The sequence below is a fragment of the Companilactobacillus paralimentarius genome (assembly GCF_963227125.1).
Classification (GTDB): Bacteria; Bacillota; Bacilli; order Lactobacillales; family Lactobacillaceae; genus Companilactobacillus; species Companilactobacillus paralimentarius.
This window is the reverse complement of record NZ_OY724131.1, coordinates 2,435,249-2,447,253: the sequence shown is the minus strand read 5'-3', so window position 1 is coordinate 2,447,253 and position 12,005 is coordinate 2,435,249. Positions and strand designations below refer to the sequence as shown.

The window sequence follows — 12,005 nt, the reverse complement described above, 5'->3', positions numbered from 1 at the left end:
ATATGGTATGAACATTTTTTTACTTTTCATAACTTTGAATTGAATCAAACAAGAACTTAACAAAGGCTTCACGGTCAACATCTTCGAGAACTTTGATACTGTTCTTTTGTGGAGCGTCGGTTCTACGATCAGGATATGTCATCCCACGATATTGGTCGTTACTCAAGGAAACATCCATTGAGTAGTTAGTGCTCTTAGTAAATAACTCGGGAGCAATTAAACTGATAACAGCACAGGCATCGTGGATTGGAATTTTAGTCATACCTTTTTCTAACTCGGCTTTAGTATAGAAGTTTAGGATTGAACTGGCCATGACGCCGACACGACCCAAATCTTTAATTTTGTTGATTTCGTCCATTGTTAAATAGGCTTTATTTTCAGTCAGATTGAGTCCAGAAAGTGTGATTGGTAGTCCAGAGTTAAAGACGATATCCATTGCTTCAGGGTCTACGTAAGCATTGAATTCGGCTGCCAAGGTAATATTACCTTGAAGAGTCGAGCCACCCATAATATAGATGTGTTCGATATTTTTCTTAACTTCGGGGAAGGTCTTCAATAATAAGGCGACATTAGTTAATGGAGCAGTGGCAACTATATTAACTTTCTCTTCACTTTTAGAAATACGATCGTACATGTATGTAACGGCGTTATGACTAACTAATGGGTAATCTTGACTGTTTTCAGGGAAATCGTAACCATCCATTCCGGTTTTGCCGTGAATTTCACCAGCGGTTTCTACTTGTTTAACCAATGGTGTTGCTTGTCCAGAAGCCAATTCAGCGTTCGAACCTAAGAAAGTTAATAGTTTCTTAGCATTCTTAGTTACATAATCTAGCTTTACATTACCACCAACAGTGGTAACACCGATTAAATCAGCTTTTTCAGGATGAGCTAAAAGTACAGTTAGTGCAATAGCGTCATCGATTCCAGGATCACAATCCATAATTACTTTTGTCATTCAATTAGACCTCACTTTTTAGTTTTTGGGGAATCTTCTTCAGCGCGTGAATGAAACTATGCCGTTCCAAGGTTCCTAAGGCAGATAAAATCTTTTGATTGTTATCTTCAATGAATTTATCAATGGTAGGTAATAATTCTTTTGCTTTATCAGAAAGGATAATTGTTTTCAAACGTGAATCATTTTTGGCGGGCACACGTGAGAGCAAATCATTTTTTTCCATTGTTTTAATGATATTGGTAGCTGTGGGTCGACGAATATTGAAATTTTCTTCAATATCTTTTTGATAAGTATCAGTTTTGCAATGAGCTACGAAATGAATAATTTGAATTTGAGTACCAGTCAAATCATACTTATGCGCAAAAGTATTGATATCACGGGAGATCTCATTGGATGCAACTTTGATTAAATGAGCAACATCACTCGCCATAAAGAATTCCTCCTTTGAGATTTAGAATACGAAGCAATTATAACATTTCATGGTCAGTGGAATCTTTGAAGTAAGACCATTTATTATTGATATTTTTCTAATAATATTTCGATTTTTTGAGATTTATAATAATAATTATTTAGCGAGAATTATTTTTTGTAATAATTTCAAAAGAACTCTATATTGGACTATGGAAACTAAAAACAGGGGGAAAAATAAATGGCTAAAGTTTTAATTTTAGGTGCTAATGGTAAGATTGCTCGTTTGGCAGAACATATTTTTGTTGATACAACGGATACAAGTTTGAAACTCTATCTTAGAGATGCAGAGCGTCTTAATGACTTCGTTGATTCACATGATAAGTTAACTGAGGCAATCGAAGGTGACACGACTGACGTTCAAAATTTGGTTGAATCAATGAAGGATGTTGATCTCGTTTACGCTAACTTGGCTGGTAAAAATATTACTGCTCAAGCTAAAGCTGTTGTAGAAGCAATGCATGCTGCTAATAAGACACGTTTGGTTTGGATTTCAACATTAGGTATTTATGATGAAGTACCTGGCAAATTTGGTGAATGGAATAAGAATATTTTGGGAGACTACATTACAAATTACGCCGCAGCTGCCAAAGTAATTGAAGATTCTGACTTGGATTACACGATTATTCGTCCAGCTTGGTTAACTGATAAGCCAGAAGTTGATTATGAAGTTACTCAAAAAGGTGAAGATTTCAAGGGTACTGAGGTTTCAAGAAGATCAATTGCACAAATTGTTGTGGATATTTCTCAAGACCCTGACAAATTTAAGCGCGAATCAATTGGTGTTAATAAGCCAAATACTGATGGTGATAAACCAGCTTGGTATTAATTTAAAGAATAGATGTCAAAATCATGCTGTGATTTTGACATCTTTTTTTGTGTTGTCACAAATAAAAAAACAAGTTCCTACCGTTATGCAAAATTGTGTTCACACAGTCAGTTAATCGTTGGAAAAAGCTAACCAATGGCGTTATGTAAAGCCGCCTTTTTTATAATAAAAATTGTTATGTCAATATCAATATTTTTAAATCATACAAAATATATTTTTTCGAAAAAAACAGATTGCTATTGATTGGACTATACCATCATGATAAGGTTCTTTATGCAACCGGTTGCAAAAAATCTTGAGGGAGCAAATTATTATGGCTAACAGTAAAAAGGGCGGAGGCTTCATGGCCTTTGTTGAGAAACATTTAATGCCAATCGCTGTTAAATTAGGGCAAATGAAACCTTTGATTGCAATTCGTGATGGTATTGCAATATCAATGCCACTTATTATCATTGGTTCTTTATTCATGGTTATCAATAACTTTCCAATACCTGTATGGACAGCTTGGTTAGCTAAGACAACTATTAAGGGAGCAACTGTCGCATCAATTTTTGCCAAGATAGTTAACGGATCATTTGGCTTAATTGGACTAGTTAGTGCCTTCGGTATCGCTGCAAGTTACGCAGAGCAATATAAAACTGATGGAAAATCAGCAGGGGTTATTGCTTTGTCAGCATATTTTGTTGTAACACCAAGTATTATGAGTGGTGATAAAGTTCCTGTTGAAGGAATGCCTTACAACTTCTTAGGAAGTCAAGGATTGTTTGTTGCTATTCTATTAGGATTATTAGCTGGATGGATTTTCCAGTGGTTTATTAATAACGATATTCAAATTAAATTACCAGACACAGTACCACCCGCAGTTGCAAAAAGTTTCAGTGCTTTAATTCCTGGAGCTGTAGTTATTACTATTTTTGGTGCTCTTTACGCAATCTTTACATGGACAGGATTAGGCAATATTCATTTACTATTATTCCATATCCTATCCAAACCACTAGGTCTCTTGGGAGATACTCTTGGAGGAACTATTGTAGCAATTATGCTTAATAGTTTGTTCTGGTTTATCGGTATTCACGGTGGAAATATTATTAATCCAATTATTTCACCTATTTGGTTAATGAATACTGATGCTAACCGTGTATTGTTCCAAGCTGGACATCTTGATTTAGCTCATCATGCTCATATCATTACTCAACCATTTATGGATAACTTCGTATACATGGGTGGTGGTGGTGCCACTATTGGACTTGTTATGGGTATTGGTATTTTGATCTTTATGAAGAGATCAAGTAAACAATTAGATGTTATGGGACCTTTGACTATTACACCAGGTATCTTTAATATCAATGAACCAACAATGTTTGGTTTGCCAGTTGTTTTAAACACCACTTTAATTATTCCATTTATTGTGGCACCTTGTATAAATGCCATTACAACTTATTTTGCAATGGCAACAGGATTAGTTCCATTATGTAATGGTACAATGGCCTCATGGACCATGCCTCCAATTATTTCTGGATTCTTAGTAACGAATAGTTGGACTGGATCAGCCCTACAAGCCGTAAATATTGTGCTTGATATTCTAATGTACTTCCCATTCTTAATTGCTATGAATAAGCAACAAAAGATTGAAGAAGCAGGTAAAGAAGTAGTTGCTTAAAAGAAAATAAAGGAGAAATTTTCAATATGGTGAAACGATTAATCAGTGCAGATACCAGCGATATGTTAGCAATGGACGGAGCCGAATTGAAGCAAAGTATCAAAGCCAGTGAAGGTCGAGTTGTTTTGAGTGAAAATGTTGTTGGTCATGAACCAATGGACGGTATCACAACTTCAGAAATCGCTGCTGCCTTTGGAGCCGATTTGATTTTACTCAACGGATTGGATGTATTGAATCCAATTATCTTGGGACTTTATCCTGGTGAAGAAACTTTGGCTACTGCTAAAGCTCATCATGATGGTGAAAGTATTCATCGTCTTCAAAAATTAGTTGGACGTCCAATTGGTGTTAACTTGGAACCAGTTGATCCTAACGCTAAAATGGCCGAAGATCGCTTAATTATTCCTGAAGGCCGTATGGCAAGTGAAAAAACTTTGCAGGAAGTAGAAAAGCTAGGTTTCAACTTCGTTGTCTTGACTGGTAATCCAGGTACAGGTGTTACCAACGCTCAGATTGCTGCCAACATCAAAGTGGCAAAGAAGAACTTCCATGGCCTAGTTATTGCTGGAAAGATGCATGGAGCCGGGGTTGATGAACCAGTTGTCAGTGAAGAATCCGTAAATGCCTTTCTTGAAGCCGGAGCTGATGTGATTTTGGTTCCCGCTGTAGGAACGGTGCCTGGTTTTGATGATGCTGAACTTAAAGAAGTTGTTAAGTTGGCTCATGATAAAGGTGCACTTGTTATGAGTACAATTGGAACTAGCCAAGAAGGATCAGGTAGTAGCTATATCGAAAATGTAGCCATCAGAAACAAGATCGATGGTGTAGATATTCAACACGTCGGTGATGCTGCTTGGGGAATTCAATCACCATTTGAAAATATCTTTGCAATGAGTAAAGCTATTCGTGGTGAACGCCATGCAATTGTTCGTATGGCACGTTCCATTAATAGATAGAAATTAATTCAATAGGGATGTTATTAGGTTTTAATACCTAGTAACATCCCTATTTTTTTCACTTTTTTACCTATTTTAATGAAAAACATAAAGAAATTTCAGAAAACACTTACGAAAATAATTTTTTTCTGGTATATTAATCCACTGTTGCAACAATTTGGAGGAAAATTATGAGTCAATCTCAAAAAATTAATACAAGACCCGAACATCCAATCTTGTCACTATTGGGTGTCTTAATCGGTGGATTTGTAGGAATGTTTAGTGAAACTTCATTGAATATTGCCCTTCCATCAATCATGAAAGCTTTTAATATCGAAACAGGAACAGCACAGTGGCTAGTTACATGTTATATGCTTGTAATTGCAATTGTTTTACCGCTTTCTAGTTTGTTAACAAAACACTTCTCAACTAGGGGATTAGTTAGATTTGGTTTGTTGGACTTCATCGTTGGTTCAGCAATTTCCGCATTAGCAATGAATTTCCCAATGCTTTTGGCAGGTAGAATGATCCAAGGTATCGCTACCGGAATTATTTTGCCACTTATGTTTTCAATTGCTATGAGAATCTTCCCACCTGATAAACTAGGTGCCGCTCTAGGTATGGCTGCTCTAGTTATTATGTTTGCCCCAGCTATTGGACCTACAATTTCAGGTATTATCTTGGGTGCATTGTCATGGAGATATATTTTCTGGTCATTTATCGTTTTCCTATTGATCGGTTTGGTCATTATGGAAAAGAATTTGACTAACGTATTTGAAGTAACTAAACCAAAAGTTGATTGGTTAGCTATTGCTCTTTCAACTATCAGTTTTGGTTTGATTGTTTTTGGTATCAGTTTCTTGAGCAAAAACATCGCTACAGCATTGGTTGCCTTGATCGTAGGTATCATTTTCTTAGTTATCTATATCAGACAACAATTGCATGCCAAGACTCCAACTTTGGATTTCTCGGTTTTGAAAACTCCAGAATTCTTAACGGGTTCAGTTCTAGTTATGTTAAACTTTGGTATTACATTGTCAGCTATGTACTTACTACCTATGTACTTACAAAATGGTTTAGGTATCGCTGTAGCCTTAACTGGTGTTGTAATGTTACCAGGTGGTATTATCAATGCTATCGTTTCATTTGGTGCAGGTCGTGCCTACGATAAAATTGGTGCTAAGATGATGTCTCGTTTAGGCTTCCTAATTTCTATCGTTGGTTCAGCAATGTTCCTATTTAGTAATTCAAATAGTTCTTTAGGTTATATCATTGTAGCCCATATTGTTTTGATGATCGGTGTTCCATTGGCTATGTCACCCTCACAAACATATGGACTCAACTCATTGGATGCATATCAATCCGCAGATGGTTCTGCTATCATCAATACTTTCCAACAAGTTATTGGTGCCGTAGCAACTGGTATTGCCACAATTCTTTTGAGTACAGGTCAAGCTAACTACTTTGCTAATGGTGGACATTCAGCAAAATTAGCCTTCACTAACGGTGCTCATTATGGATTCATGTTTACATTGATTTTAGCTGTCTTCGGATTCATCTTGGCTTTCCGTGTTCACAATAAGAGCAAGGAAACTGTTGATGTTGAAGAAACAGAAGAAGCAACTTCTAAAGACAAAGAAGCTGTTACAGAGTAATAAAAAATAGAAAACAATTGATACTTGTTTAATCTCGGCTGACATATTTCGTTCAGTCGGGATTTTCTATTTCAACATAGTAATTGTGAAATATTTCTGGTAATTTTACTTGAAATTCAACACAAAAAATGGTTGAAATATATTTATAATTCCTTTACAATAATAGGGTTAATAAGATAAGTTAAATTGTAACGGGAAGGAGGGTTTTTAGATGTCACAAAATACACATAAAGGTATGACTGGCCACCGCCGTCCTGTAAACCAAAAAAATGGTGCAGAAAAACGTGCCCATACACAAGCTGTTCTTGACTTCCTAAGAGGTCGCGACGCAAAAGAATCTAAATAATTAGACAAAAAGAGCTGACAGATTTAATCTGTTAGCTCTTTTTGTCCTACTAGATAATAGTGATCTCTTTACGACCATTACGTTTTGAATGATATAAAGCTTTGTCAACTCGAGAATAAAAGTCATTGACCGAAACATCTTTTTTGCTGATTTCGGATACACCTACGGAAATAGTGATATGAATTTTATTTTCTTTGACATCCACTTCTGTGTGATTAACAGCTTCAAAAATTTCTTTGACAATTGCTTGAGTTTCTTTGACATGATAATGAGGAAAGATAATATTGAATTCCTCACCACCCGTGCGATACAGTTTAATATTCTTGTCATTCTTTGCGAGTACAGACTGTACGACCCTGACTACCGTCTGTAAAACTTTATCTCCTAAATGTCCATAAGTATCATTAATGCTCTTAAAATGGTCGATATCGAACATCATCATAGTGAACTTTCCATCTGAAATGACGTTATCCTTGAAGAGTGATCTAAAATCGATATCAAAGGCATCATAGTTGTAAGCATGTGTCAATTTATCATGCGTAGCATCTTGGAACAGAGCAGCTCTTGATTCTAAGTCAGTGTAAAGAATAGCGATATAGCCAAAGGTAAACAACTCAATGATTAATAAGTAGATGACTTGTTTGAAGAATATGGGATTGCTGATAGAAAATTTGACCTTAATGAAGAACCAATAGGCGAACCCTGAGATTAGGCTGATCAATAAATAGACGGAAAAGGGAAATTTATTTTTAGTATGGTTTTTGACATAGTTCAGTGAATAATAGAATGCAATCAAAACAATCGCCAAACACCATGATTCCCAACTACTTAAAGCTGAGTTAAAAATCATAAAAGCAACGACGATCGGTCCAAATAAGTGATATTTAAACGGAACACTTAATATGACAGTATAAAAAATGATGGAGACTAGTTGAAAATTAACATAGATCCAAGGTTGATTCTTGTCACGGATTGAAAGTTGCATTATGAACAATAAAGATAGAATATAGATGATTCCCAGAATCGAACGTAGAAGATATTTATCAATGTTTTTATGAATGACTTTAAAGACCAATCTAATTCCTGCAAAGAGGATTTGAAAAACAATAAAGGCTCCCATAATGAAAAAGAGGCTAGTAATTAGTGGTGCACTATCGAGAAAAATTTTAGTTAACAAAACTATGCTCCTCCTGGAACCTATGATTAGTATTTGTTCTAAAATAATTATAGTCATTCTATATGAATAAATTAATAGGAAAATTTAGTAAATTGTTGGAAATTTTTACCAAAAAAGAACCAGTAATTCAAATTTGTTTAAGTTTTCATATTCAAATCAAAAGAGATGTTCATATCTACCAATTAGTTAGTTAGTATGAACACCTCTTTTTTGTTAATTAATCGATATCAGGTCGATGTAATTTATGGGTCATGATCAGAGCGACAATTAGGAATCCTAAGCATGCTAGAAATCCAGCTTGAATGCCGGTGGCCTGGTTAACGGTGCTACCAGTCATGACTTTGTCAGCTAGGGTAATAACAGCAATAATAATAGCTGTTCCAAAGGAAGCAGCTATCTGTCTTAAAGTATTGAAAGTAGCCACACCATCAGAAATATATTTCTTAGGCAAAGAGCTTAGGGCGTGGGTTTGAATAGGTATCAAAATCAATACTAATCCTAACTGACGAACGGTTTGTCCTACTGTTAACATTAAAACTGAGGCGTTAACGTCAATAACGGCTTGCATGAAGGTACCAAAGCAGTCGATCAATACACCTGTGACCACAATTCATTTGATAGGATATTTGTCAAAAAATCGACCGCTGACAGGGGACATGAATCCTGTTAAAGTTGCTCCAGGTAGAAGAGCTAACCCAGAGATCAACGGACTTTTGTGAAGGATTGTCTGAATCATCAATGGCAAAAGAATAGTGTTGCCATACATAGTTAAAACAATCAGCATATTGATAACAGTCGAAAAAGTAAATTGTGAATGCTTAAAAATTTCGAAATTAATAATCGGCTTGGATGACTTATTTTCCATAATCGAAAAGATAACAATCAAAATTAAACCAATTACGGTATAACCTAAGACGTTAAAGGTGAAGAGATTTGATTGTCCGATATTGGAGAAACCGGTCAATAAGAAGAGAAGTCCAAAACTGATGGTGATCAAACTGACAGTATCAAATTTAGGATTCTCAGCCGTTTCAATTTGTGGTAATAAGAAAATCGATAACAAAACGACAGCGATGATGAATGGTAAGATCAAGATAAAGAGATATTGCCAAGCAAAGTACTCTAATATTACTCCAGACAACGTTGGTCCAATAATAGGGGAGAAATTAAAGGCTAACCCAATAATTCCCATGACAGCTCCCTGTTTGCTTCTGTCGGTATATTGCATGGCAAGTACGTTGACCAAAGGCATCATCATACCAGTACCAATGGCCTGAATCATCCGGCCGACGATAACTAATATAAATGAATTAGCTACGGCACCTAATAGAGTTCCAACTAAAAAGATAGAAGAAAAGGCAATAAATAAATGTCTAAAAGAGAATTTCTTTATAAAATAGGCACTTGTAGGAATCATGATGGCATTGACTAATGTATATCCATTAGTTAGCCATTGAACGGTGGAAGAATTGACATTGAAAACACGCATAAAGGTTGGTAAAGCGGTATTCATCAATGTTGAACACAAGACACCGAAGAAAGTTCCAAAGACCATGATGTACAGTGATTTTTTGATTTGTTTTGACATAATTTGAACCCCTAAAATGGAAAGTAGTAACTTATCTATTTTAGTTATCAAATTTGTTGTGGTCAAATTGAATTCTGACTATTAACTTTCTTCTAAATTTTTGAAACAAAAATAGCAGTATTTATTTAGAACTTAAGGCACATGGAGTTAAATTTCGAATGTGCTGTGTTTGTCCTAAGTAAATACTGCTTTTATTTCTAATATTATAGATTCAATTTAGTGTAGACATCACTAGGGATGTCTTTTTTGAAAACTTCTTTATATGAATAGACGTAACTACCTTTAGTATCAAGTTTAAGATAATGATTCTGTTTCAATTTACCCATACCCATGAATTCGATGGGATGTTCTTTACCATCCTGATCGTAACTCTTCAAATTGTATGTGTAATTACCGTAGCCATCTTTATCCTTAGCATCTTTATTATCAATTTTTACATATCTAGGTTCACGTTTGACTAAGATGTTGTAGTTGTTAAATGCTTGTGAAACCTGACTTGTGTTGTCCTTAGTGTAGAAACAAGCACCTAAATATCCTAATCCTATAATAACAATACCTAAAAGAAAAACCCTTAGAAAACTTCTCATTTGCGTTACCTCCTGAGAAATATACTAAAGGCTTTGGTTATCTTTTTACATTTGATCTACTTACATTGTTCTTACAGATTTGTAAGCGGGTTTACCACCAATCAAAATGAAGTGTGTAGTCTACAATTCTGTTGAATAAGTCTGCTAAAATTTTCATCATAATCAGTACCTCCAACATAGATAAACTTTAATCCTTACTTATATTATAGTTCTTGTTGAAAGCGCTATCAATGATTATTATCCCCAGACTTCATCCTGAATTGATTTAACCAATTTAAGCTTAGCCCATTCTTGTTGTTCGGTTAGAACATTACCTTCTTCTGTAGAAGCGAAGCCACATTGAGTTGATAACCAGAGACGATCCAATGGCAAGTATTGACTAGCTTCTTTAATACGATTAATGACTTCTTGACGATCTTCAAGTTCGCCAGATTTGGTTGTAATTAAGCCTAAAACAACTTTTTTGTCACCTGATACTTTGGCAAGTGGTTCAAAGTTGCCGGCGCGTTTAGAATCATATTCTAAGAAGTAGGTATCAACATTTTCTTTAGCAAATAGTGTGTCAGCGACAGGACCATAACCGCCAGAGAAAGCAAAGTCAGAGTGGTAGTTACCACGACATACGTGGGTATTGATAGTTAAATCTTCAGGAAGATTTTCAATAGCTTTATTGTTTAGCTCAAGAAGAATATCTTGAATACCTGAGTTGGCATAAGCTTTACCATCAGGAGTATTTAAAAAGTCTTCATCTAGGAATAATCCCCATGAACAGTCATCCAATTGAATGACACGGGCACCTTTATCGTAGAAAGCTAAAATGGCGTCATGATAAGCTTTTTCGATATCCAAATATAAATCGTTAATATTTGGATAAAATTCTTTGATTTTTTCGTCGTTAGTTCCACGAATCAATTCAACATAGAGTTGTGAAGGAGCAGGGATCGTTTGTTTAGGTTCGATATCTAGATTATCAGTCAGTAATTTGAGAAATTCAAAATCTTTGATGAAAGGATGAGTTTCAGGATTGAATTTGATGTGTCCTGATAAGATAGCAGTATCATCACGAGTTTCTTCATGGGCAAAATGATAACCTTCGCCATAGTGAATATGGTCGATGCCTTCAAAACCCCAGAAGAAGTCCAGATGCCAGTATGAACGACGAAATTCACCATCAGTAGCGTAGTCTAAACCTGCGGCGACTTCTTTATTAACGAGATCCTTGATAGCTTCATTTTCAACTGTTGTGAGTTCTTTTTGAGTAATTTGGTTATTGAAATAATCTTGGCGGGCCTGCTTGAGAACGTCTGGTCTTAGAAAACTTCCTACATGTTGGAATCCGATTTTGCTTGTTGTTTTAACTGTCATATGAAAATCCTCCTGAGTCTGTTTAATCTTTTTTTGTATTGGTTGAGATGATGAGCGCGGTTAAGAGAAAAGGGAAAACGAATGATCTCCGAACATTCCCATAACTCTCTCTAAATCGACTTTGTCGTTAAGAGAGAGTAAAAAAAATAATCGTCCCTACAATACAGAATTTACCTGCACTGTAGGGACGATTACTCGTGGTACCACCCTAATTTATACTTTGCTTACACAAAATACCTCAACGACACTGTCATGTCCGGGATGATATCGCATCCTTGCGTATTCCTAGCTTGCACTAGGATAAGACTCCAAGCTCATCTTCGATTAATCGTTCATTCCGTCTTTTCACTGGCTGACGGTCACTGGAAAATTACTGGATTAATTTACTCTTCTCTTCAACGTCTAATTTGATTAAATAGATTTTAATTATTTGGTTG

The 12,005-nt window shown here is 35.5% G+C and carries 10 protein-coding genes and 1 pseudogene; 5 read left to right on the top strand and 6 right to left on the bottom strand.

The window, feature by feature from the left end; all coding sequences use genetic code 11:
* Positions 1-19: 19 nt before the first annotated feature.
* The gene (locus tag ACI6PB_RS12050; protein WP_025085810.1) at positions 20-958 is read right to left on the bottom strand and encodes a nucleoside hydrolase; all 939 of its coding nucleotides are present in this window, start codon (positions 956-958) and stop codon (positions 20-22) included.
* A 4-nt stretch (positions 959-962) separates the two neighbouring features.
* Complete coding sequence (locus tag ACI6PB_RS12045; RefSeq protein ID WP_025085811.1) at positions 963-1,388, bottom strand: MarR family winged helix-turn-helix transcriptional regulator; 426 nt, start codon at positions 1,386-1,388, stop codon at positions 963-965.
* Between the two features lie 219 nt (positions 1,389-1,607).
* On the opposite strand from ACI6PB_RS12045, the gene ACI6PB_RS12040 reads away from it, so the two are divergent.
* The 5 genes from ACI6PB_RS12040 to ACI6PB_RS12020 all read left to right on the top strand — a co-directional run bounded on the left by ACI6PB_RS12040 (position 1,608) and on the right by ACI6PB_RS12020 (position 6,851).
* Positions 1,608-2,255 (top strand): NAD(P)H-binding protein, encoded by a 648-nt coding sequence (locus ACI6PB_RS12040; RefSeq protein ID WP_025085812.1) that lies wholly within the window; start codon positions 1,608-1,610, stop codon positions 2,253-2,255.
* Between the two features lie 313 nt (positions 2,256-2,568).
* The gene (locus tag ACI6PB_RS12035; protein ID WP_025085133.1) at positions 2,569-3,915 is read left to right on the top strand and encodes a PTS sugar transporter subunit IIC; all 1,347 of its coding nucleotides are present in this window, start codon (positions 2,569-2,571) and stop codon (positions 3,913-3,915) included.
* Positions 3,916-3,941: 26 nt separating this feature from the next.
* Positions 3,942-4,871 carry a hypothetical protein gene (locus tag ACI6PB_RS12030; RefSeq protein ID WP_056954826.1) on the top strand — a complete coding sequence of 310 codons (930 nt, stop codon included), beginning with the start codon at positions 3,942-3,944 and terminating at the stop codon, positions 4,869-4,871.
* A gap of 170 nt (positions 4,872-5,041) precedes the next feature.
* The gene (locus tag ACI6PB_RS12025; protein ID WP_404327477.1) at positions 5,042-6,505 is read left to right on the top strand and encodes an MFS transporter; all 1,464 of its coding nucleotides are present in this window, start codon (positions 5,042-5,044) and stop codon (positions 6,503-6,505) included.
* A gap of 211 nt (positions 6,506-6,716) precedes the next feature.
* Positions 6,717-6,851 (top strand): hypothetical protein, encoded by a 135-nt coding sequence (locus ACI6PB_RS12020; protein WP_264372430.1) that lies wholly within the window; start codon positions 6,717-6,719, stop codon positions 6,849-6,851.
* A 49-nt stretch (positions 6,852-6,900) separates the two neighbouring features.
* Here the strand turns inward: ACI6PB_RS12020 and ACI6PB_RS12015 are convergent, their stop codons facing one another.
* The 4 genes and pseudogenes from ACI6PB_RS12015 to ACI6PB_RS12000 form a co-directional block, all read right to left on the bottom strand.
* Complete coding sequence (locus tag ACI6PB_RS12015; protein ID WP_158136970.1) at positions 6,901-8,028, bottom strand: GGDEF domain-containing protein; 1,128 nt, start codon at positions 8,026-8,028, stop codon at positions 6,901-6,903.
* Positions 8,029-8,245: 217 nt separating this feature from the next.
* Positions 8,246-9,616 (bottom strand): annotated as a pseudogene (locus tag ACI6PB_RS12010) (DHA2 family efflux MFS transporter permease subunit).
* 203 nt (positions 9,617-9,819) lie between these two features.
* Positions 9,820-10,203: a YxeA family protein gene (locus ACI6PB_RS12005; RefSeq protein ID WP_025085131.1), complete on the bottom strand. Its 384-nt coding sequence runs from the start codon at positions 10,201-10,203 to the stop codon at positions 9,820-9,822.
* A 237-nt stretch (positions 10,204-10,440) separates the two neighbouring features.
* Complete coding sequence (locus ACI6PB_RS12000; protein WP_025085130.1) at positions 10,441-11,568, bottom strand: 5-methyltetrahydropteroyltriglutamate--homocysteine S-methyltransferase; 1,128 nt, start codon at positions 11,566-11,568, stop codon at positions 10,441-10,443.
* Positions 11,569-12,005 lie beyond the last annotated feature (437 nt).

Coding starts and splice junctions, on each gene's coding strand:
- ACI6PB_RS12035 (WP_025085133.1), top strand. CDS start 2,569: ATGGCTAACAGTAAAAAGGGCGGAGGCTTCATGGCCTTTGTTGAGAAA.
- ACI6PB_RS12045 (WP_025085811.1), bottom strand. CDS start 1,388: ATGGCGAGTGATGTTGCTCATTTAATCAAAGTTGCATCCAATGAGATC.
- ACI6PB_RS12020 (WP_264372430.1), top strand. CDS start 6,717: ATGTCACAAAATACACATAAAGGTATGACTGGCCACCGCCGTCCTGTA.
- ACI6PB_RS12030 (WP_056954826.1), top strand. CDS start 3,942: ATGGTGAAACGATTAATCAGTGCAGATACCAGCGATATGTTAGCAATG.
- ACI6PB_RS12040 (WP_025085812.1), top strand. CDS start 1,608: ATGGCTAAAGTTTTAATTTTAGGTGCTAATGGTAAGATTGCTCGTTTG.
- ACI6PB_RS12005 (WP_025085131.1), bottom strand. CDS start 10,203: ATGAGAAGTTTTCTAAGGGTTTTTCTTTTAGGTATTGTTATTATAGGA.
- ACI6PB_RS12000 (WP_025085130.1), bottom strand. CDS start 11,568: ATGACAGTTAAAACAACAAGCAAAATCGGATTCCAACATGTAGGAAGT.
- ACI6PB_RS12050 (WP_025085810.1), bottom strand. CDS start 958: ATGACAAAAGTAATTATGGATTGTGATCCTGGAATCGATGACGCTATT.
- ACI6PB_RS12025 (WP_404327477.1), top strand. CDS start 5,042: ATGAGTCAATCTCAAAAAATTAATACAAGACCCGAACATCCAATCTTG.